The 24024-nt window shown below is 46.9% G+C and carries 6 protein-coding genes, 6 tRNA genes, 6 rRNA genes and 1 pseudogene; 2 read left to right on the top strand and 17 right to left on the bottom strand.

All coding sequences use genetic code 11. The features are described 5' to 3' along the window. Positions 1-11 precede the first annotated feature (11 nt). Complete coding sequence (lysC, locus tag CCZ37_RS01435; RefSeq protein ID WP_017043419.1) at positions 12-1364, top strand: lysine-sensitive aspartokinase 3; 1353 nt, start codon at positions 12-14, stop codon at positions 1362-1364. Positions 1365-1430: 66 nt separating this feature from the next. Here the strand turns inward: lysC and metH are convergent, their stop codons facing one another. Then, complete coding sequence (gene metH / locus CCZ37_RS01430) at positions 1431-5108, bottom strand: methionine synthase (protein WP_094499563.1); 3678 nt, start codon at positions 5106-5108, stop codon at positions 1431-1433. Between the two features lie 182 nt (positions 5109-5290). Here metH and CCZ37_RS01425 point away from each other — a divergent pair, with 182 nt between their 5' ends. Beyond that, positions 5291-6571, top strand: a complete 1281-nt coding sequence (locus tag CCZ37_RS01425; protein WP_094499562.1) for a cation:proton antiporter — start codon at positions 5291-5293, stop codon at positions 6569-6571. 334 nt (positions 6572-6905) lie between these two features. Here CCZ37_RS01425 and CCZ37_RS19260 read toward each other — a convergent pair. From CCZ37_RS19260 to CCZ37_RS01335, 16 genes and pseudogenes are all read right to left on the bottom strand, one after another. Next, positions 6906-7266, bottom strand: a pseudogene (locus CCZ37_RS19260) (transposase); the annotation flags it as partial. Between the two features lie 467 nt (positions 7267-7733). Beyond that, positions 7734-7810, bottom strand: a tRNA-Trp gene (locus tag CCZ37_RS01415). Positions 7811-7870: 60 nt separating this feature from the next. Then, positions 7871-7947: transfer RNA gene (locus CCZ37_RS01410), tRNA-Asp, on the bottom strand. 79 nt (positions 7948-8026) lie between these two features. Next, a 5S ribosomal RNA gene (gene rrf / locus CCZ37_RS01405) occupies positions 8027-8142 on the bottom strand. Between the two features lie 87 nt (positions 8143-8229). Further along, positions 8230-11121, bottom strand: a 23S ribosomal RNA gene (locus tag CCZ37_RS01400). Positions 11122-11419: 298 nt separating this feature from the next. Next, a tRNA-Ala gene (locus tag CCZ37_RS01395) sits at positions 11420-11495 on the bottom strand. Positions 11496-11559: 64 nt separating this feature from the next. Then, positions 11560-13118: ribosomal RNA gene (locus CCZ37_RS01390) — 16S ribosomal RNA — on the bottom strand. 406 nt (positions 13119-13524) lie between these two features. Then, positions 13525-13640 (bottom strand): 5S ribosomal RNA (rrf, locus tag CCZ37_RS01380). Between the two features lie 87 nt (positions 13641-13727). Then, positions 13728-16619 (bottom strand): 23S ribosomal RNA (locus CCZ37_RS01375). A 358-nt stretch (positions 16620-16977) separates the two neighbouring features. Further along, a tRNA-Val gene (locus CCZ37_RS01370) sits at positions 16978-17053 on the bottom strand. Positions 17054-17084: 31 nt separating this feature from the next. Continuing rightward, positions 17085-17160 (bottom strand) — tRNA-Lys (locus tag CCZ37_RS01365). A 19-nt stretch (positions 17161-17179) separates the two neighbouring features. Further along, positions 17180-17255 (bottom strand) — tRNA-Glu (locus CCZ37_RS01360). Positions 17256-17343: 88 nt separating this feature from the next. Then, positions 17344-18902: ribosomal RNA gene (locus tag CCZ37_RS01355) — 16S ribosomal RNA — on the bottom strand. Together the 16S, 23S and 5S rRNA genes with 6 tRNA genes alongside form the textbook arrangement of a ribosomal RNA operon. 700 nt (positions 18903-19602) lie before the next feature. Further along, the gene (locus tag CCZ37_RS01345; RefSeq protein ID WP_010318902.1) at positions 19603-20355 is read right to left on the bottom strand and encodes a phosphoadenylyl-sulfate reductase; all 753 of its coding nucleotides are present in this window, start codon (positions 20353-20355) and stop codon (positions 19603-19605) included. After that, a complete protein-coding gene (gene cysI, locus CCZ37_RS01340; protein ID WP_094499561.1) occupies positions 20348-22081 on the bottom strand; it encodes an assimilatory sulfite reductase (NADPH) hemoprotein subunit in 1734 nt (577 codons plus the stop codon). The genes CCZ37_RS01345 and cysI overlap by 8 nt, the downstream gene beginning before the upstream one ends. Next, on the bottom strand, positions 22081-23934 hold the full coding sequence (locus CCZ37_RS01335; RefSeq protein WP_094499560.1) for an assimilatory sulfite reductase (NADPH) flavoprotein subunit: 1854 nt from the start codon (positions 23932-23934) through the stop codon (positions 22081-22083). Before CCZ37_RS01335 ends, cysI begins: the two co-directional genes overlap by 1 nt. Positions 23935-24024 lie beyond the last annotated feature (90 nt).

Raw genomic sequence — 24024 nt, 5'->3', positions numbered from 1 at the left:
GGAGAAATGCCGTGAGCGCATTCAATGTCGCCAAATTTGGCGGAACAAGCGTTGCTAACTTTGAAGCAATGAGCCTTTGTGCCGCTGTGATCGAAAATAATCCAGAGACCAAATTAGTCGTGAGCAGTGCCTGCTCTGGCGTGACGAATTTATTGGTTGAATTAGCCAATGGCGTACAAGATGCCAATCAACGCTTAAGTATTATCAAACAGTTAGCTGATATTCACCATGCGATTATTGACAAGCTTGCCGACCCGCTACAAGTTGAAAAAGAGGTACACTCAATTTTAGATATGGTGGCCAGTGTTGCAGAAGCGGCCTCTTTTCAAGCGAGTAAAAAACTGACCGATCACTTAGTGGCTTGTGGCGAATTAATGTCGACCTTCATTCTGACGCAATTACTGCGTGAACGTGGCATGGATGCGATCCGTTTTGATATTCGAGAAGTGCTGCGTACTGATGATCACTACGGTCGGGCAGAACCGCAATTAGAGCAGATCCAGCAATTAGCCCAAGAGAAGTTAACACCACTTTGTCTGCAACACGTAGTGGTAACTCAAGGTTTCATCGGCGCTGATGAGCAAGGAAATACAACCACATTGGGCCGAGGCGGCAGTGATTATTCTGCGGCCTTGATCGCCGAAGCGGTACAAGCTTCTGGCTTAGAAATTTGGACTGATGTGCCGGGGATTTATACGACCGACCCACGCATTGCGCCTAAAGCCGCTCCGATTGCGGAAATAAGCTTTAGCGAAGCATCGGAGATGGCAAACTTTGGCGCTAAAATTTTGCATCCATCGACGTTGCTGCCCGCGCTTCGCCACGATATCCCTGTGTTTGTCGGCTCCTCAAAAGAGCCTGAAAAAGGCGGCACTTGGATCCGTAAACGTGTGGAAAGCTCACCTCTATTTAGAGCCTTAACCCTACGCTGCAATCAAACCATGGTTACACTACGCAGCGCTAGCATGTTTCACGCATACGGCTTTCTTTCGAAGGTATTTGAAATTTTAGCCAAACACAAAATTTCGGTGGATCTGATCACCACCTCTGAAATCAGCGTCTCATTAACATTAGATAAAACCGATACCTCAGGTGGAGCGCCTGAACTGCCTCAAGCGGTGCGCTTAGAATTAGAAGAGCTATGTAAAGTTGAAGTCGAACATAATCTGTGTTTAGTTGCGCTGATCGGCAACAACATGAGTGAAAGCAAAGGCTATGCAAAACAAGTTTTTAGTACCTTAGAAGATTTCAATTTACGTATGATTTGCTATGGTGCCAGCCCACACAACCTCTGCTTTTTATTACACGAGTCGGTTTCTAAAGCGGCAATTCAGAAACTTCATCAAGATTTGTTTGAACGATAAAACCACATTGAGTAGTAACACGCTGAATAAAAAACAGGTTGGCTTAGCCAACCTGTTTTTTATTACTTAATCTAAATTCGGCCCAAGCCATTTTTCCGCTTCTTGCATATTCCAGCCTTTACGTTGCGCGTAATCTTGCATCTGATCTTGCTGAATTTGTGCAATGGCAAAATAACGAGAGTCAGGATGCGAGAAGTACCAACCTGACACCGAAGCACCTGGCCACATAGCGTAACTGGTGGTTAAAGACATATCGATGGTTTGCTCAACCTGCAACATCTCCCACAAGATGCCTTTTTCCGTATGCTCAGGACACGCTGGATAACCCGGCGCTGGGCGTATACCTTGGTATTTCTCACGGATCAAATCATCGTTCGACAACTCTTCGTCAGCAGCATAACCCCAAATTTCTTTACGAACTTGCTGATGCAAATATTCCGCAAAAGCCTCAGCAAGACGATCAGCCACCGCTTGGATCATGATGGCGTTGTAATCATCGCCTTGCGCTTTATATTGGTCAGCTAATTCTCGCTCACCAATTCCGCCCGTCACGGCAAATGCGCCGATCCAATCTCGTTTACCACTCTCTTTTGGTACAATGTAATCGGACAAGCAGTAGTTATAACCTTTGGGCTTTTCGGTTTGTTGGCGTAAGTGATGCAGAACATGAGCAACCTCGGTGCGCGATTCATCGCGATACACTTCGATATCATCTCCCACACTCGCGGCCGGGAATAAAGCGCAAATACCGCGAGCCTTGAGTAGCCCTTCTCGCTCAACTCTATCAAGCAATGCATTAGCATCATGGAATAAACTTTGCGCTTCCTCTCCCACCTCTTCGTGTTCAAAAATCGTTGGGTATTTACCCATCAATGACCATGTCATGAAAAATGGTGTCCAGTCGATGTAACGACGAAGGGTAGCCACATCAAAATCATCAAACACATGTACGCCCAATTTAGCCGGAACTGGCGGCGTATAGTTATCCCAATCGATAACCGCTTTATTTGCCCTTGCTACTTCTAATGAGACAGGTTTAGTTCGGGGGGTTTTACGGTGATGTTGATCACGCGTGCGTTCATAATCGAGGTTTAATTTTTCCACAAAAGCAGGACGTAACTCATCAGAAAGAAGCGAAGAACAAACGCCTACTGCGCGCGAAGCATTGTTCACGTACACAACAGGCTGGTGATAATTTTGCTCAATTTTAACTGCGGTATGTGCTTTAGAGGTGGTTGCTCCGCCAATCAAAAGCGGTAATTTAAACCCTTGTCGCTCCATTTCTTTAGCGACGTGCACCATTTCATCCAAGGAGGGAGTAATAAGACCGGACAACCCGATAATATCAACGTTTTTCTCTTTCGCTACTTTGAGAATTTGCTCACACGGCACCATAACGCCGAGGTCAATGATTTCGTAGTTATTACACTGCAAAACGACGCCAACGATATTTTTGCCGATGTCGTGTACATCCCCTTTAACTGTGGCAAGAAGGATTTTGCCATTATTGGAACCCGCTTGCTTAAGCGCGTTGATGTAGGGCTCTAAATGCGCAACGGCTTGCTTCATAACGCGCGCCGATTTCACTACTTGCGGCAGGAACATTTTCCCTTCGCCAAAGAGGTCGCCGACCACGTTCATTCCATCCATGAGAGGCCCTTCGATCACATCCAGTGGGCGAGTGGCATTTTGACGAGCTTCTTCCGTATCTTCAACAATATACTCGGTGATACCTTTGACCAACGCATGCTCTAAACGTTTTGCGACTGGCCATGAACGCCATTCAAGCGCACTGGCATCCTCTTCCTTACCGACACCTTTGTTCGCATATTCAGCCGCAATATCCAGTAAGCGTTCAGTGCCATCGCTGCGGCGATTGAGAATGATATCTTCGACTGCTTCACGCAGTTTCTCTGGCACGTTATCGTAAATCTCAAGCTGACCGGCATTGACGATACCCATGTCCATGCCGTTTTTAAAACAGTGATAAAGGAATACAGCATGGATCGCTTCACGCACATAGTTGTTACCGCGAAAAGAGAAAGAGACGTTGGAAACCCCGCCGGAAATCATCGCATGGGGTAAATTACGTTTGATATCAGCCACGGCTTCGATAAAGTCCACAGCATAATTATTATGCTCATCAATACCAGTCGCAACCGCGAAAATATTGGGATCAAAAATGATATCTTCAGCAGGGAAACCAACCTCATCAACCAAAATTCGATAAGCTTTGGTACAAATTTCAAGTTTTCGCTCACGGGTATCCGCTTGGCCTACTTCATCAAATGCCATCACGATCACAGCGGCACCATAGCGGCGAATGAGTTTAGCTTGTTCGACAAACTTCTCTTTCCCCTCTTTGAGGGAAATCGAGTTCACAATCCCTTTACCTTGAATACATTTGAGACCTGCTTCAATCACCTCCCACTTAGAAGAATCAACCATGATTGGCACTTTGGAAATATCCGGCTCAGAAGCGCATAAATTGAGAAAGCGGACCATGCAAGCTTGCGCATCCAACATTCCTTCATCCATATTAATATCGATGATTTGTGCACCGTTTTCGACCTGCTCTCGAGCAACATGCAGCGCCTCATCATACTGCTCATCTTTGATTAAACGCTTAAAACGCGCAGAACCAGTGACGTTAGTTCGCTCACCTACGTTGATGAATAAGCTCTCTTTGGTAATCGTCAGCGGCTCTAGACCGGATAGACGACAAGCCACTGGAATATCGGGTAACGCTCTTGGTTTCACACCTTCGACCACTTTTGCCATTTGTCTGATGTGCTCAGGAGTGGTTCCACAACAGCCACCAACAAGGTTCAAGAATCCTGCTCGCGCCCATTCCCCGATGTGCTGCGCCATCTCATCGGCTTCAAGATCATACTCACCGAATGCGTTAGGCAACCCCGCATTGGGGTGAGCAGAGACATAACATTCGGAAATACGTGATAGCTCTTCAACGTATTGGCGCAATTCATCCGGACCGAGTGCACAGTTCAAACCAAATGAGATAGGCTCAACGTGTCGCAGTGCATTATAAAAGGCTTCGGTTGTTTGCCCAGAAAGCGTTCGACCAGAGGCATCGGTGATTGTCCCTGAGATCATCACGGGCAGTTTGTAACCCAACTCTTCAAACACACAATCCACCGCAAAGGCACAGGCTTTAGCATTTAAAGTATCGAAAATGGTTTCAATCAAAATTAAGTCGCTGCCGCCACGAATTAAAGCACGTGTTGATTCTGAGTAAGCTTCAACTAATTGCTCAAAGCTGATATTTCGAAAACCAGGGTCATTCACGTCAGGGGAGAGCGAGCAAGTGCGGTTTGTTGGCCCTAGCACTCCTGCTACATAACGAGGTTTCTCAGGCGTTTTCGCCGTCCATTCGTCAGCAGCTTCGCGTGCAAGTTTTGCAGCAGCGAAATTGATCTCATCGCTAATGGCTTGCATATCGTAGTCGGCCATTGCGATGCTCGTCGCGTTGAAGGTATTCGTCTCTAGGATATCAGCACCTGCCTCCAAGTAAGCACTATGAATTTCTTTGATTAACTGAGGCTGCGTCAAGACGAGAAGGTCATTATTTCCTTTCAGATCGCTTGGCCAATGGGCAAAGCGATCTCCGCGATAATCTTGCTCTTCCAATTTATAGCTCTGAATCATGGTGCCCATGCCACCATCAATCAATAATATTCTCTGTTGCAATTGAGCTTCAATTTGACTTTTAACTTCTCTTCCCACAGTACAGCCTCATTCCTTTTGGTTATTCGCTCATCCTATCATATAACCATTAGAAATCTAGACGTCTAAACTTCACTTCAATTGTCGTTTGATACATCTGCCATCATGGCTAAAAAGTGTTTGCTATTTGTACATCATCCAAGGAGAATTTCATTCATATTTTGTTACACGACGAGAAAACAATGTCTGTCTATTACACTTTATGCTTCCTATCAGGAGCAGCAATGTTGATTGCCTTTCTAAACAGTAAGATAGGCAATATGCAAACCACTATCGCCATTACAGCAGGATCGATGATGTTATCATTATTGATCTTAGTTGCAGGTCAAAATGATTGGTTTCATCTAACTCAAATAGCGACCGAAACCGTCAACAGTATTAACTTTGAAAATTTTCTGCTCAAAGGAATACTCGGTTTTCTACTTTTCGCTGGCGGCCTAGGCATCAAATTACCCAACCTAAAAGATCAGAAATGGGAAATCGCCGTTCTTGCGCTAGGCGCAACGCTATTTTCAACCTTCTGCATCGGTTTTGGGCTATACGCCTTCTGCCAATTTATCGGCATTCACTTCGATCTCGTCTACTGTCTACTATTTGGTGCACTCATATCACCAACAGACCCAATAGCCGTATTAGCTATTGTTAAAAAGTTAAATGCACCAAAACGTATTTCAACCCAAATCGAGGGAGAATCGCTCTTTAATGATGGTTTTGGTTTGGTTATCTTTGTCACTATTTTCACTATTGCATTTGGCACGGAAACACCAACCATAGGTAGTGTAACTATGTTGTTTATTCAAGAGGCAATAGGGGGCATAGTGTATGGCCTAGCACTTGGGCTATTATTCCACTACCTCATCAGCGCCACCGATGACCACCCAATGGAACTGCTTTTAACCATTGGTATACCGACTGCTGGTTATGTTTTTGCAGATGTTATTCATGTTTCCGGACCTTTGGCTATGGTTGTATCAGGGATAATGATCGGCAACTGGACACGCTTCATTGGCTTTTCAAAAGAAAGTGAAGAACACCTTGACCACTTTTGGGAATTGGTTGACGAATTTTTGAATGGTGTGCTTTTCCTACTTATCGGTATGTCGATGCTACTCTTCAAATTCCATGAAGAGGACTGGATATTGATGGCTTTCGCCATTCCTCTTGTCTTATCTGCTCGCTATCTAAGCGTTTTTTTCTCTTACATCGGCTTCAAGCGTTACCGCTCCTACAACCCATGGTCAATAAAGATACTAACTTGGGGAGGGCTACGAGGTGGATTGGCACTAGCAATGGCACTTTCTATTCCATCCGGCATATTAGTTATCCCAGACAAGCTTATTGATGTAAAAGAGATAATCCTTGTTATGACATACGCTGTCGTGGTGTTTTCAATACTTATTCAAGGTTCAACAATTACCCCATTGATAGACAAAGCAAAACAAGCTGAAAAATCGTCAATGTAGATAGAAAAACTGTCAGTGATGACTGATCAAACCATTTTTATCTCTAGCCGATGTTCTAGAGCATCGGCTTTTACTATCTTTGCTTTGTTGCTCTTCTCTCTAGACCTATTGCAATAGCAATTAAAAAATATGATCTAATTGAAAAAGACGGCTACCAAGATTAATTGACCATCGACAGCTTACAGAATATCGACTTCAAAAAACTGGCGAGTTAACAAAAATCCTTTCAAATGAAAATGAGATTGCTCGCTATCGCTCACTTTAAAGATGGCACTCTCGCACCCAAATAATACCAATCTGGAAAATTAACTGGTCAGCTCTATCCACCTTCTTGCCTAAGATGCTTAACCATAATGTCCTTGTTAACCCAAGGAACGACCATCGCCTCGCCAATACCTCTAGCGGGACAGATAGAACCAAACAGATACGCATATTCAAATTGTTGTTGCTTCACGGATCTGGGACGTGTTGCTTTCTCTGCCCATAACCGTGTTGTTGTGTTTTGTTGCCCAAATCTGGCTTCATCCTGAAAACAGACATCAACACGCTCTAAAGCAATATATCCTGGGATCTTAAGGATCGTTTCAATTTTAAATTTTTTTAAAATCGTCTTGGATTGGCTGGGACTGATGAGGGTGCTTGGAGCGAGAAGTTATCCAAGAGAAGCCCATGTGCTCGAGCAGGTAATAGATAGAATCAGGGTGGTAGTGTGTCCATAGCGAATAAGTTCTATCGTTAAATGCCATCAATTAGATCATATTTTTTCTTAGATTGGTATTAATCAATTTCTGAAAGCTAGCCGTACCAGTGTCAATAAGTGGGTGCAAACCTTCCTTGATCAGCTTCCCGACTCACCAGAGTTAAACGCTATAGAACAAGTGTGGAACTGGCTCAGGCAACACTATCTCACTAACCAAAGTTTTATTGATTACAAGGATATTGTGTCGAAGTTGTGCCGTGCGTGGAATCGCTTTTTGACAAGTACCGATAAAGTAATGAGAATGCGCTCAAGAGATAGGATTGAACTGACCCGTTAATTTACAGAGTGGTATTAATACTCTATGGGTACAATATTTTATTGAAGAACCAGAATATTCCAAAAAAATAATAAGGAGATGAAAAATAGCAAAAAGCCTCAGCATTTCTGCAGAGGCTTGATAAATGGCAGGGGTGGAGAGATTCGAACTCCCAACACGCGGATTTGGAATCCGCTGCTCTGCCAGTTGGAGCTACACCCCTAAATAATTTATGCTTCTCATTGAAGAAAACCTCAACATGACTGCTGAGGCTCTTAATAAGTGGCGGAGCGGACGGGACTCGAACCCGCGACCCCCGGCGTGACAGGCCGGTATTCTAACCAACTGAACTACCGCTCCGCAGCGTGTCTGGTTAGACTTTTCGTCTACTTTTTTTGCCTTTAGATTTTTAAAAAAAATCTAAAAACAACAAGTCAAAGCCTGGCGATGTCCTACTCTCACATGGGGAGACCCCACACTACCATCGGCGCTGTTGTGTTTCACTTCTGAGTTCGGCATGGAGTCAGGTGGGTCCACAACGCTATGGTCGCCAAGCAAATTTCTTAATTCGGAAAGCTGTTTCATTCTCATTCACACATTCAATGTTCTTAAATTGAGCCCACAAAACCCCTTCGGTGTTGTATGGTTAAGCCTCACGGGCAATTAGTATTGGTTAGCTCAACGCCTCGCAGCGCTTACACACCCAACCTATCAACGTTCTAGTCTCGAACAACCCTTTAGGACACTTAAAGTGCCAGGGAAGACTCATCTCAGGGCTCGCTTCGCGCTTAGATGCTTTCAGCGCTTATCAATTCCGAACTTAGCTACCGGGCAATGCCATTGGCATGACAACCCGAACACCAGCGGTTCGTCCACTCCGGTCCTCTCGTACTAGGAGCAGCCCCCTTCAATCTTCCAACGCCCACGGCAGATAGGGACCGAACTGTCTCACGACGTTCTAAACCCAGCTCGCGTACCACTTTAAATGGCGAACAGCCATACCCTTGGGACCGACTTCAGCCCCAGGATGTGATGAGCCGACATCGAGGTGCCAAACACCGCCGTCGATATGAACTCTTGGGCGGTATCAGCCTGTTATCCCCGGAGTACCTTTTATCCGTTGAGCGATGGCCCTTCCATTCAGAACCACCGGATCACTATGACCTACTTTCGTACCTGCTCGAACCGTCATTCTCGCAGTTAAGCGGGCTTATGCCATTGCACTAACCTCACGATGTCCAACCGTGATTAGCCCACCTTCGTGCTCCTCCGTTACTCTTTGGGAGGAGACCGCCCCAGTCAAACTACCCACCAGGCACTGTCCGCAACCCCGATGAGGGGCCTACGTTAGAACATCAAAACGACAAGGGTGGTATTTCAAGGTCGACTCCACGCAATCTAGCGACTGCGCTTCTAAGTCTCCCACCTATCCTACACATGTAGGTTCAATGTTCAGTGCCAAGCTGTAGTAAAGGTTCACGGGGTCTTTCCGTCTAGCCGCGGGTACACTGCATCTTCACAGCGATTTCAATTTCACTGAGTCTCGGGTGGAGACAGCGTGGCCATCATTACGCCATTCGTGCAGGTCGGAACTTACCCGACAAGGAATTTCGCTACCTTAGGACCGTTATAGTTACGGCCGCCGTTTACCGGGGCTTCGATCAAGAGCTTCGACCTAAGTCTAACCCCATCAATTAACCTTCCGGCACCGGGCAGGCGTCACACCGTATACGTCATCTTGCGATTTTGCACAGTGCTGTGTTTTTAATAAACAGTTGCAGCCACCTGGTATCTGCGACTCTCGTCAGCTCCATCCGCAAGGGACTTCACCAATAAGAGCGTACCTTCTCCCGAAGTTACGGTACCATTTTGCCTAGTTCCTTCACCCGAGTTCTCTCAAGCGCCTTGGTATTCTCTACCCGACCACCTGTGTCGGTTTGGGGTACGATTGCTTATAATCTGAAGCTTAGAGGCTTTTCCTGGAAGCAGGGCATCAATGACTTCACTGCCGTAGCAGCTCGACGTCGTGTCTCAACCTAACAAGAAACCGGATTTACCTAGTCTCTTAGCCTACGCACTTGAACCAGGACAACCGTCGCCTGGCCCACCTAGCCTTCTCCGTCCCCCCATCGCAATTATAAGCAGTACGGGAATATTAACCCGTTTCCCATCGACTACGCTTTTCAGCCTCGCCTTAGGGGTCGACTTACCCTGCCCCGATTAACGTTGGACAGGAACCCTTGGTCTTCCGGCGGGGAGGTTTTTCACCCCCCTTATCGTTACTCATGTCAGCATTCGCACTTCTGATACCTCCAGCATGCTTTACAACACACCTTCAACGGCTTACAGAACGCTCCCCTACCCAATACAGTAAACTGTATTGCCGCAGCTTCGGTTTACTACTTAGCCCCGTTACATCTTCCGCGCAGGCCGACTCGACCAGTGAGCTATTACGCTTTCTTTAAATGATGGCTGCTTCTAAGCCAACATCCTGGCTGTCTGAGCCTTCCCACATCGTTTCCCACTTAGTAGTAATTTGGGACCTTAGCTGGCGGTCTGGGTTGTTTCCCTCTCCACGACGGACGTTAGCACCCGCCGTGTGTCTCCCGGATAGTACTTACTGGTATTCGGAGTTTGCAAAGGGTTGGTAAGTCGGGATGACCCCCTAGCCTTAACAGTGCTCTACCCCCAGTAGTATTCGTCCGAGGCGCTACCTAAATAGCTTTCGGGGAGAACCAGCTATCTCCGAGTTTGATTGGCCTTTCACCCCTAGCCACAAGTCATCCGCTAATTTTTCAACATTAGTCGGTTCGGTCCTCCAGTTGATGTTACTCAACCTTCAACCTGCCCATGGCTAGATCACCCGGTTTCGGGTCTATATCCAGAGACTAAAGCGCCCAGTTAAGACTCGGTTTCCCTACGGCTCCCCTATTCGGTTAACCTTGCCACTGAATATAAGTCGCTGACCCATTATACAAAAGGTACGCAGTCACAGGACAATGCCTGCTCCTACTGCTTGTACGTACACGGTTTCAGGTTCTATTTCACTCCCCTCACAGGGGTTCTTTTCGCCTTTCCCTCACGGTACTGGTTCACTATCGGTCAGTCAGTAGTATTTAGCCTTGGAGGATGGTCCCCCCATGTTCAGACAGGATAACACGTGTCCCGCCTTACTCGATTTCACTTATAATGATGGAACAGTTACGGGGCTATCACCCTTTATTGCGCCACTTTCCAGAGGCTTCACCTGCATCATTAAAAGCTTAAGGGCTAGTCCAATTTCGCTCGCCGCTACTTTCGGAATCTCTGTTGATTTCTTCTCCTCGGGGTACTTAGATGTTTCAGTTCCCCCGGTTTGCCTCCTTACCCTATGTATTCAGGTAAGGATACGTGCTTATGCACGTGGGTTTCCCCATTCGGAAATCGTAGACTCAAGTGGCTGTTACTGCCTAATCTACGCTTATCGCAAGTTACTACGTCCTTCATCGCCTCTGACTGCCAAGGCATCCACCGTGTACGCTTAGTCACTTAACCATACAACCCGAAGAAGTTTCGTGTTGCAGACAAGTCACCAAGGTTGTCTCTCATTATTTGAATGAGCGAGAGACGTTTGATTTTGCCGGACTCAATTTTGAAAACTTACCGAAGTAAGCTTTCCCAAGAACACTTGAATGTGTTTGGTATCAATACGTTAAACGCATTGATGTTGAGAACTTTTATTTGATAACAACAAACACGTTCGTTGTTATCAGTCAGCTTTCCAAATTGTTAAAGAGCACGATTTTCTAATGAAAACCATTTTTAAAAACACTATTGCTAGTGCGCTTAAAGATGGTGGAGCTATGCGGGATCGAACCGCAGACCTCTTGCATGCCATGCAAGCGCTCTCCCAGCTGAGCTATAGCCCCGTATTGCATCTTAAACTGTATAAACCATCAATCTGTGTGGACACTCATCAGTGTAATCTTCGTATAAGGAGGTGATCCAGCGCCAGGTTCCCCTAGCGCTACCTTGTTACGACTTCACCCCAGTCATGAACCACACCGTGGTGATCGTCCTCCACTCTCTCCGAAGAAAGTGCGGTTAAACTAACCACTTCTGGTGCAGCCCACTCCCATGGTGTGACGGGCGGTGTGTACAAGGCCCGGGAACGTATTCACCGTAGCATTCTGATCTACGATTACTAGCGATTCCGACTTCATGGAGTCGAGTTGCAGACTCCAATCCGGACTACGACGCACTTTTTGGGATTCGCTCACTATCGCTAGCTTGCTGCCCTCTGTATGCGCCATTGTAGCACGTGTGTAGCCCTACTCGTAAGGGCCATGATGACTTGACGTCGTCCCCACCTTCCTCCGGTTTATCACCGGCAGTCTCCCTGGAGTTCCCACCATTACGTGCTGGCAAACAAGGATAAGGGTTGCGCTCGTTGCGGGACTTAACCCAACATTTCACAACACGAGCTGACGACAGCCATGCAGCACCTGTCTTACAGTTCCCGAAGGCACTCCCGCGTCTCCGCAGGATTCTGTAGATGTCAAGAGTAGGTAAGGTTCTTCGCGTTGCATCGAATTAAACCACATGCTCCACCGCTTGTGCGGGCCCCCGTCAATTCATTTGAGTTTTAATCTTGCGACCGTACTCCCCAGGCGGTCTACTTAACGCGTTAGCTCCGAAAGCCACGGCTCAAGGCCACAACCTCCAAGTAGACATCGTTTACGGCGTGGACTACCAGGGTATCTAATCCTGTTTGCTCCCCACGCTTTCGCATCTGAGTGTCAGTATCTGTCCAGGGGGCCGCCTTCGCCACCGGTATTCCTTCAGATCTCTACGCATTTCACCGCTACACCTGAAATTCTACCCCCCTCTACAGTACTCTAGTGAACCAGTTTCAAATGCGGTTCCGAGGTTGAGCCCCGGGCTTTCACATCTGACTTAATCCACCACCTGCATGCGCTTTACGCCCAGTAATTCCGATTAACGCTCGCACCCTCCGTATTACCGCGGCTGCTGGCACGGAGTTAGCCGGTGCTTCTTCTGTCGCTAACGTCAAATGATGCTGCTATTAACAACACCACCTTCCTCACGACTGAAAGTACTTTACAACCCGAAGGCCTTCTTCATACACGCGGCATGGCTGCATCAGGCTTGCGCCCATTGTGCAATATTCCCCACTGCTGCCTCCCGTAGGAGTCTGGACCGTGTCTCAGTTCCAGTGTGGCTGATCATCCTCTCAGACCAGCTAGGGATCGTCGCCTTGGTGAGCCATTACCTCACCAACTAGCTAATCCCACCTAGGCATATCCTGACGCGAGAGGCCCGAAGGTCCCCCTCTTTGGCCCGTAGGCATCATGCGGTATTAGCCATCGTTTCCAATGGTTATCCCCCACATCAGGGCAATTTCCTAGGCATTACTCACCCGTCCGCCGCTCGCCACCCAAGGAACAAGTTCCTCTGTGCTGCCGCTCGACTTGCATGTGTTAGGCCTGCCGCCAGCGTTCAATCTGAGCCATGATCAAACTCTTCAATTAAAGTTTTGTTGGTCCTAAGACCGGCTCAATGAATACTGACTTCAAAACTGCTCTTACTCGAAAGTAAATAAGTAATTTTAAAGCTATTGTTGTTCCAACAGAACAACAATGAATTGACTGTGCCGCTTCTTGGTCTTCACTTTTTAAGAAAAAGTGAAATCAAAAAGCATTCGAACTATTGCTAGTTCAGGTCACTCAGTTCATTGATAAATCTTTTTCGATTATCATCAACGAGTGCCCACACAGATTGATAGGTTTATATTGTTAAAGAGCTTTGCTTTCAGTGCGTTAACACTTAAGCAGGACGCGTATAATACGCTTTCCGCTTCGAAAGTCAACATAAAACTCTCACGTTTTCATGAGAATATTATGGTGACTCGTCTCATTGAGACCAGTCGGAATTTAAGCCTGGCGATGTCCTACTCTCACATGGGGAGACCCCACACTACCATCGGCGCTGTTGTGTTTCACTTCTGAGTTCGGCATGGAGTCAGGTGGGTCCACAACGCTATGGTCGCCAAGCAAATTTCTTAATTCGGAAAGCTGCTTCATTCTCATTCACACATTCAATGTTCTTTCATTGAGTCCACAAAACCCCTTCGGTGTTGTATGGTTAAGCCTCACGGGCAATTAGTATTGGTTAGCTCAACGCCTCGCAGCGCTTACACACCCAACCTATCAACGTTCTAGTCTCGAACAACCCTTTAGGACACTTAAAGTGCCAGGGAAGACTCATCTCAGGGCTCGCTTCGCGCTTAGATGCTTTCAGCGCTTATCAATTCCGAACTTAGCTACCGGGCAATGCCATTGGCATGACAACCCGAACACCAGCGGTTCGTCCACTCCGGTCCTCTCGTACTAGGAGCAGCCCCCTTCAATCTTCCAACGCCCACGGCAGATAGGGACCGAACTGTCTCACGACGTTCTAAACCCAGCTCGCGTACCACTTTAAATGGCGAACAGCCATACCCTTGGGACCGACTTCAGCCCCAGGATGTGATGAGCCGACATCGAGGTGCCAAACACCGCCGTCGATATGAACTCTTGGGCGGTATCAGCCTGTTATCCCCGGAGTACCTTTTATCCGTTGAGCGATGGCCCTTCCATTCAGAACCACCGGATCACTATGACCTACTTTCGTACCTGCTCGAACCGTCATTCTCGCAGTTAAGCGGGCTTATGCCATTGCACTAACCTCACGATGTCCAACCGTGATTAGCCCACCTTCGTGCTCCTCCGTTACTCTTTGGGAGGAGACCGCCCCAGTCAAACTACCCACCAGGCACTGTCCGCAACCCCGATGAGGGGCCTACGTTAGAACATCAAAACGACAAGGGTGGTATTTCAAGGTCGACTCCACGCAATCTAGCGACTGCGCTTCTAAGTCTCCCACCTATCCTACACATGTAGGTTCAATGTTCAGTGCCAAGCTGTAGTAAAGGTTCACGGGGTCTTTCCGTCTAGCCGCGGGTACACTGCATCTTCACAGCGATTTCAATTTCACTGAGTCTCGGGTGGAGACAGCGTGGCCATCATTACGCCATTCGTGCAGGTCGGAACTTACCCGACAAGGAATTTCGCTACCTTAGGACCGTTATAGTTACGGCCGCCGTTTACCGGGGCTTCGATCAAGAGCTTCGACCTAAGTCTAACCCCATCAATTAACCTTCCGGCACCGGGCAGGCGTCACACCGTATACGTCATCTTGCGATTTTGCACAGTGCTGTGTTTTTAATAAACAGTTGCAGCCACCTGGTATCTGCGACTCTCGTCAGCTCCATCCGCAAGGGACTTCACCAATAAGAGCGTACCTTCTCCCGAAGTTACGGTACCATTTTGCCTAGTTCCTTCACCCGAGTTCTCTCAAGCGCCTTGGTATTCTCTACCCGACCACCTGTGTCGGTTTGGGGTACGATTGCTTATAATCTGAAGCTTAGAGGCTTTTCCTGGAAGCAGGGCATCAATGACTTCACTGCCGTAGCAGCTCGACGTCGTGTCTCAGCCTAACAAGAAACCGGATTTACCTAGTCTCTTAGCCTACGCACTTGAACCAGGACAACCGTCGCCTGGCCCACCTAGCCTTCTCCGTCCCCCCATCGCAATTATAAGCAGTACGGGAATATTAACCCGTTTCCCATCGACTACGCTTTTCAGCCTCGCCTTAGGGGTCGACTTACCCTGCCCCGATTAACGTTGGACAGGAACCCTTGGTCTTCCGGCGGGGAGGTTTTTCACCCCCCTTATCGTTACTCATGTCAGCATTCGCACTTCTGATACCTCCAGCATGCTTTACAACACACCTTCAACGGCTTACAGAACGCTCCCCTACCCAATACAGTAAACTGTATTGCCGCAGCTTCGGTTTACTACTTAGCCCCGTTACATCTTCCGCGCAGGCCGACTCGACCAGTGAGCTATTACGCTTTCTTTAAATGATGGCTGCTTCTAAGCCAACATCCTGGCTGTCTGAGCCTTCCCACATCGTTTCCCACTTAGTAGTAATTTGGGACCTTAGCTGGCGGTCTGGGTTGTTTCCCTCTCCACGACGGACGTTAGCACCCGCCGTGTGTCTCCCGGATAGTACTTACTGGTATTCGGAGTTTGCAAAGGGTTGGTAAGTCGGGATGACCCCCTAGCCTTAACAGTGCTCTACCCCCAGTAGTATTCGTCCGAGGCGCTACCTAAATAGCTTTCGGGGAGAACCAGCTATCTCCGAGTTTGATTGGCCTTTCACCCCTAGCCACAAGTCATCCGCTAATTTTTCAACATTAGTCGGTTCGGTCCTCCAGTTGATGTTACTCAACCTTCAACCTGCCCATGGCTAGATCACCCGGTTTCGGGTCTATATCCAGAGACTGAAGCGCCCAGTTAAGACTCGGTTTCCCTACGGCTCCCCTATTCGGTTAACCTTGCCACTGAATATAAGTCGCTGACCCATTATACAAAAGGTACGCAGTCACAGGACAATGCCTGCTCCTACTGCTTGTACGTACACGGTTTCAGGTTCTATTTCACTCCCCTCACAGGGGTTCTTTTCGCCTTTCCCTCACGGTACTGGTTCACTATCGGTCAGTCAGTAGTATTTAGCCTTGGAGGATGGTCCCCCCATGTTCAGACAGGATAACACGTGTCCCGCCTTACTCGATTTCACTTATAATGATGGAACAGTTACGGGGCTATCACCCTTTATTGCGCCACTTTCCAGAGGCTTCACCTGCATCATTAAAAGCTTAAGGGCTAGTCCAATTTCGCTCGCCGCTACTTTCGGAATCTCTGTTGATTTCTTCTCCTCGGGGTACTTAGATGTTTCAGTTCCCCCGGTTTGCCTCCTTACCCTATGTATTCAGGTAAGGATACGTGCTTATGCACGTGGGTTTCCCCATTCGGAAATCGTAGACTCAAGTGGCTGTTACTGCCTAATCTACGCTTATCGCAAGTTACTACGTCCTTCATCGCCTCTGACTGCCAAGGCATCCACCGTGTACGCTTAGTCACTTAACCATACAACCCGAAGAAGTTTCGTGTTGCAGACAAGTCACCAAGGTTGTCTCTCATTATTTGAATGAGCGAGAGACGTTTGATTTTGCCGGACTCAATTTTGAAAACTTACCGAAGTAAGCTTTCCCAAGAACACTTGAATGTGTTTGGTATCAATACGTTAAACGCATTGATGTTGAGAACTTTTATTTGATAACAACAAACACGTTCGTTGTTATCAGTCAGCTTTCCAAATTGTTAAAGAGCGAGTGGTATTCCTAACGGAACAAATCACTTTCTAATGACTTTCAGAGTCAAACAGACCGACCAGTTCAATTACTTAATCTGGTTTGGCAATGTGCATCCAAAAATTCTTAGAGAGTGGTGGGCGATACCGGGTTCGAACCAGTGACCCCCTGCTTGTAAGGCAGGTGCTCTCCCAACTGAGCTAATCGCCCACATGTTTTTTGACATTTCTTGTGGAAGAAATGGTGGGTCGTGCAGGATTCGAACCTGCGACCAATTGATTAAAAGTCAACTGCTCTACCAACTGAGCTAACGACCCCTTTACTTCACAACGGAAGTGGTATCCCGTAGGGGAGTCGAACCCCTGTTACCGCCGTGAAAGGGCGGTGTCCTAGGCCTCTAGACGAACGGGACACTAAGTAAGAATGTTTGGCAACATCCTCATCTCTTAAACTGTATAAACCATCAATCTGTGTGGACACTCATCAGTGTAATCTTCGTATAAGGAGGTGATCCAGCGCCAGGTTCCCCTAGCGCTACCTTGTTACGACTTCACCCCAGTCATGAACCACACCGTGGTGATCGTCCTCCACTCTCTCCGAAGAAAGTGCGGTTAAACTAACCACTTCTGGTGCAGCCCACTCCCATGGTGTGACGGGCGGTGTGTACAAGGCCCGGGAACGTATTCACCGTAGCATTCTGATCTACGATTACTAGCGATTCCGACTTCATGGAGTCGAGTTGCAGACTCCAATCCGGACTACGACGCACTTTTTGGGATTCGCTCACTATCGCTAGCTTGCTGCCCTCTGTATGCGCCATTGTAGCACGTGTGTAGCCCTACTCGTAAGGGCCATGATGACTTGACGTCGTCCCCACCTTCCTCCGGTTTATCACCGGCAGTCTCCCTGGAGTTCCCACCATTACGTGCTGGCAAACAAGGATAAGGGTTGCGCTCGTTGCGGGACTTAACCCAACATTTCACAACACGAGCTGACGACAGCCATGCAGCACCTGTCTTACAGTTCCCGAAGGCACTCCCGCGTCTCCGCAGGATTCTGTAGATGTCAAGAGTAGGTAAGGTTCTTCGCGTTGCATCGAATTAAACCACATGCTCCACCGCTTGTGCGGGCCCCCGTCAATTCATTTGAGTTTTAATCTTGCGACCGTACTCCCCAGGCGGTCTACTTAACGCGTTAGCTCCGAAAGCCACGGCTCAAGGCCACAACCTCCAAGTAGACATCGTTTACGGCGTGGACTACCAGGGTATCTAATCCTGTTTGCTCCCCACGCTTTCGCATCTGAGTGTCAGTATCTGTCCAGGGGGCCGCCTTCGCCACCGGTATTCCTTCAGATCTCTACGCATTTCACCGCTACACCTGAAATTCTACCCCCCTCTACAGTACTCTAGTGAACCAGTTTCAAATGCGGTTCCGAGGTTGAGCCCCGGGCTTTCACATCTGACTTAATCCACCACCTGCATGCGCTTTACGCCCAGTAATTCCGATTAACGCTCGCACCCTCCGTATTACCGCGGCTGCTGGCACGGAGTTAGCCGGTGCTTCTTCTGTCGCTAACGTCAAATGATGCTGCTATTAACAACACCACCTTCCTCACGACTGAAAGTACTTTACAACCCGAAGGCCTTCTTCATACACGCGGCATGGCTGCATCAGGCTTGCGCCCATTGTGCAATATTCCCCACTGCTGCCTCCCGTAGGAGTCTGGACCGTGTCTCAGTTCCAGTGTGGCTGATCATCCTCTCAGACCAGCTAGGGATCGTCGCCTTGGTGAGCCATTACCTCACCAACTAGCTAATCCCACCTAGGCATATCCTGACGCGAGAGGCCCGAAGGTCCCCCTCTTTGGCCCGTAGGCATCATGCGGTATTAGCCATCGTTTCCAATGGTTATCCCCCACATCAGGGCAATTTCCTAGGCATTACTCACCCGTCCGCCGCTCGCCACCCAAGGAACAAGTTCCTCTGTGCTGCCGCTCGACTTGCATGTGTTAGGCCTGCCGCCAGCGTTCAATCTGAGCCATGATCAAACTCTTCAATTAAAGTTTTGTTGGTCCTAAGACCGGCTCAATGAATACTGACTTCAAAACTGCTCTTACTCGAAAGTAAAAAAGTAATTTTAAAGCTATTGTTGTTCCAACAGAACAACAATGAATTGACTGTGCCGCTTCTTGGTCTTCACTTTTTAAGAAAAAGTGAAATCAAAAAGCATTCGAACTATTGCTAGTTCAGGTCACTCAGTTCATTGATAAATCTTTTTCGATTATCATCAACGAGTGCCCACACAGATTGATAGGTTTATATTGTTAAAGAGCGTTCTTCGCCAGGTTGCCGAGGCTTCCTTTGAAGAAGGCGGTCATTCTAGCGAGATAATTGTGAGTGTCAAACACTTTTTTACATTATTTCGTCTTACCGATTTGACCTACTGATTGGCTGGCTAGTTGGGTTTGAACCCTTACTGGCTGTGCCGTGTCAGTGAGGTCGCATTATAGAGATCGCCGTCACGTTGGCAAGCGTTATTTTGTGAAAATTGCAAAAATAACGCTTAATCACCAAATTACTGCTCAAAGCCTTATTTATTCAATTTTACTAAGATCAAATAAACATGTTACCCACAGAGTTATACACATTAGCTGTAATTTTTATCTTTTCAAACGTAGAAAAAGCGCCTTCAGACGCTTTTTCCGTTTCACTCATTTCTTTTTTACACTATATAGAAGATTAAATACCTGCATCATCTCCTTAGTTATTCTCTTCATGAAGACCACACTCTCTTTTTAAGCCGAAGAAACGCGTTTCTTCTTCATTCATTCCCGGTTCCCATTTACGAGTGGTATGAGTGTCACCAACTGAAAGGTAACCTTGCTCCCACAATGGATGATACGGCAGGTGATTTTCTTGCAGATAATAATGTACATCTTTATTTGTCCAATCAATCACAGGTAGGAATTTAAACACACCATTTTGAATCGCTAAAATAGGTAATGTCGCCCGCGATTGTGATTGCTCTCGGCGTAGGCCAGAAAACCAAGTACCAATATCTAGTTCATCTAACGCTCTTCGCATTGGTTCTACTTTATTAAGGTGATTGTATTGTTCAATGCCAGTAACGCCTTGTTCCCAAAGTTTACCGTAACGCGCCTCCTGCCATGATGGACTTATTGTAGCGCTGAAGATATGCAGATTGAGATTCAGGTGATCCGTGAGCTGGTCAATAAATTGATAGGTTTCAGGAAACAAATAGCCAGTATCCGTCAATACCACTGGTATATCGCTTTTTACACTAGAAACCAGATGCAGCATCAATGCGGCTTGAATGCCAAAGCTAGAAGAAAGCGCATGGGTTCCTTCTAGATTCTCAATCGCCCACATCACTCGCTGCTGCGCTGTTAAGGTTTCGAGATAAGCATTTAATGGGGCAAGGCGTAACGTTTGCTCTACTTTAGTTAGCGCCAATAACTCGGATAATTTAGGAACTACTGATACTTCAAGCATAGAAATCTCTCTTAGAGATGATCACCTCTTCTATAATGCCGGTGCGAATGGTGAAATCGCCAAAACCCTCATTGGATTGACGCTCTAGCGCCCAGCGGCCGACTAGATGGTCAATTTCTTCTAGGATCTGTTTATCGGTAATGTTTTCTTTATACATTTTAGGCACACGAGTGCCCGCTCTATTGCCGCCAAGATGTAGGTTGTAGCGGCCGGGAGCTTTACCAACTAAACCAATTTCAGCCAACATCGCTCGGCCACATCCGTTCGGACAACCTGTGACACGTAAGATAATGTTTTCTTCTTTAGGTAACGCATGTTTTTGTAGGATCGTCTCTACATCCGTTACAAATTGAGGGAGAAAACGTTCCGCCTCAGCCATAGCTAATGGGCATGTAGGGAAAGAGACACACGCCATCGAATTTTTACGTTGCTCACTCACATTGTCATTGATCAAACCATGCTGACGCGCAATCTGCTCAATCGTGGCTTTTTGTACAGCTGGTACTCCCGCTACGATGAGGTTTTGATTGGCCGTCATACGAAAATCACCTTGGTGGATTTTAGCAATTTCTGCCACACCACTCTTTAGCGGTTTATCAGGGAAATCGAGTAAACGACCATTTTCGATGAAAAGTGCTAAATGATGCTTACCATCGATACCTTCAATCCACCCAATCCGATCACCACGTTCTGTGAGCTCGTAAGGGCGGCTGACCGCAAACTCAATACCAGCACGCTTTTCAACTTCGGCTTTGAACACATCGACGCCCACTCTATCGAGTGTGTATTTAGTTTTTGCATTTTTACGATTAGACCGGTTTCCCCAATCACGCTGAGTCGTAACCACAGCGGCGGCGACTTCTAAGGTTTTATCCAAAGGAATAAATCCGAAATCATCAGCACGACGCGGGTAAGTAGAAGTATCACCGTGCGTCATAGCTAGGCCGCCACCCACCAGCACATTAAAACCAACTAACCGACCTTGTTCGGCAATCGCAACAAAGTTTAAATCGTTGGCATGCACATCCACATCGTTTTGGGGCGGAATAACCACTGTCGTTTTGAACTTACGCGGTAAGTAGTTATTACCTAAAATCGGCTCTTCATCTGTAGTTTCTAGTTTTTCACCGTCCAACCAAATTTCGGCATAAGCGCGCGTTTTAGGTAACAGATGTTCCGAAATCTTCTTCGCCCATTCGTAAGCTTCCTGATGCAGTTCAGACTCCACAGGATTGGACGTACACAGTACGTTACGGTTCACATCACCCGCTGTGGCAATCGAATCAATACCAATGCTGTTCAACGTTTGATGCATCAATTTAATGTTAGGCTTCAATACCCCATGAAACTGAAATGTTTGGCGAGTGGTTAAACGAATGCTGCCATATAGGCTGTGCTCAGTTGCAAATTTATCTATCGCTAGCCATTGTTTCGGTGTGATGATCCCGCCAGGCATGCGCGCACGTAACATCACATTGTGCAGAGGTTCTAACTTTTGTTTTGCACGTTCGTTACGAATATCGCGATCGTCTTGTTGATACATGCCATGAAAGCGAATCAGTTGAAAGTTGTCAGCAGTAAAGCCACCTGTGATGTGATCTTGCAGATCTTGCTCGATCGTCCCACGTAAAAAGTGACTTTCACGTTTCAAGCGCTCGTTATCTGACAATGGGCCTAGCTCTTGTCCTAATACTTCTTGATGATTAGATTGTTGTTTGGTGCTCATTAGTACACATCCCTTTGATAACGTTTTGCTTTGCGCAGATCGTTGATATATGTCTCTGCCTGTTCACGTGATAACCCACCTTGCTGCTGTGCAATAACAATTAGTGCATCATGCACATCTTTCGCCATGTGCGTTGCATCACCACAGACATAAAGATACGCACCGTTTTGAATCCATTGCCAGACCAGTTCGGATTGTTCAAGTAATCGATGCTGAACGTAGATTTTCTCATGCTGATCACGACTAAACGCCACATCTAGACGACTCAGCACACCGGATTTCAGATATTTTTGCCACTCAACTTGATAGAGAAAATCTTGAGTAAATGTACGATCACCAAAAAACAGCCAGTTTTTTCCTTTTGCTTCACGATTATCACGCTCTTGAATAAAGCTACGAAATGGCGCAATTCCGGTGCCAGGACCAATCATGATAATAGGCACGTTATCATCTTGCGGTAGTTTGAAATTATTATTGTGTTCAATGAAAACCTTTACCTTATCGCCCTCTTCTAAGCGCTGACCAAGGTAACTGGACGCCCCCCCAAAACGGTGCTCATCTTGGTGTGTATACTGAACAATGCTGACGGTAAGATGCACTTCATCTTCAACTTCGCTTTGACTTGATGCGATAGAATAAAGACGCGGCGTTAAACGACGTAATAAAGAGAGTAGCGCTTGGGCCGTCAGTTTAGTTTGCTTCTCTCGCAGTACATCAATCACTTGATGACGGCTCGCATACAATCTGAGCTTCTCTTTGTCCTCCACCAGCTCAAGCAGTTTCGCACAACCAGATAACTCAGCAAACTTGGTCATCATCTGAGGATTTGCAGCCGTAATTTCATATTTATGCATTAAAGCACTATGGATGGATAAACTTTCGCCATCGACCTCAACACTTTCGACACCCGATAGCCCAGTCGCAGATAACACGGCATTGACCAACTCTGTATCGTTTTCATACCATACTCCAAGTGCATCCCCAGACTGATAAGTTATACCTGACTCACCCAAGTCAATTTCAATGTGGCGCACCTCTTTTCCTGAATCTCGCCCAGTAATTTTTTGACTCGTCAGTAAGGTCGCACTGTAAGGATTTTGCTTACTGTATTGAGATAGAGGACTCGTGGTTTGACTCACGGGTAATTGCACAACTTGTGCAGCCGTAATGGCAAAGGCTTCTTTTACCACTGCTAATGCCTTGGCTTTCCACTCGGCGGCTTGGTGTTCGTAATCAACGTCGCAATCCACTCGTTCAATAAAACGTTTGGCACCAAGCTGCTCTAAAAATGCATCAAAATCTTTACCCGTTTGGCAGAAAAATTCATAACTGGAGTCACCTAAGCCAATCACACCATATTGCAAGTGAGGTAATTTCGGCGCTTTCTTGGATTGTAAAAATTCATGCAGCGCTAATGCATTATCAGGGGCTTCGCCCTCGCCATTGGTCGATGCAACAAAAATAACATGCGTTTCTTTAGCAAGATCTTTGCCTTTGTAATCACTCGCATCGAATAATTGAACAGCGATACCGGCAGCCTGAGCTTCTCTTTCCAATCCTTCAGCAAGGCCTTTTGCATTGCCTGTTTGAGAAGCGAAAATAATGGTTAATTGAGTCGCAGGCTCCGTTGATACTAAAGTGGCTGCTTGTGAGCTGAAAGTAGAAATGCTTGATGCTTGAGACTGACTGAGGCCCCAAAAATATCCGCTAACCCAAGCAAGCTGCTGCGGCGAAAGTTCTGAAATAGTACGCTGCAATCCGTTCAGTTGCGCGTCATTGAGTGGGCTAGCTAAACTGGCTAGCTCTTGGGGTATGGTATTTCCTGAAGACATGGTCACGACTTCCCTATTCATTGCGTGACAATAGATTAACCACTCTCTTTAATAACAAGAAAGAATAGATAAGTATGTTTTATAACTTTTTGGAAGTAGGCATTACGCTTA

The organism is Vibrio qinghaiensis, from assembly GCF_002257545.1.
Classification (GTDB): domain Bacteria; phylum Pseudomonadota; class Gammaproteobacteria; order Enterobacterales; family Vibrionaceae; genus Vibrio; species Vibrio ordalii.
The sequence above is the reverse complement of the archived record's forward strand: the minus strand, read 5'-3'. Positions and strand labels throughout refer to the sequence as shown.

Bases quoted from the DNA above. Each gene is read 5' to 3' on its own strand.
- CCZ37_RS01425 (WP_094499562.1), top strand. From the start codon at position 5,291: ATGTCTGTCTATTACACTTTATGCTTCCTATCAGGAGCAGCAATGTTG.
- CCZ37_RS01345 (WP_010318902.1), bottom strand. From the start codon at position 20,355: ATGCTTGAAGTATCAGTAGTTCCTAAATTATCCGAGTTATTGGCGCTA.
- cysI (WP_094499561.1), bottom strand. From the start codon at position 22,081: ATGAGCACCAAACAACAATCTAATCATCAAGAAGTATTAGGACAAGAG.
- CCZ37_RS01335 (WP_094499560.1), bottom strand. From the start codon at position 23,934: ATGAATAGGGAAGTCGTGACCATGTCTTCAGGAAATACCATACCCCAA.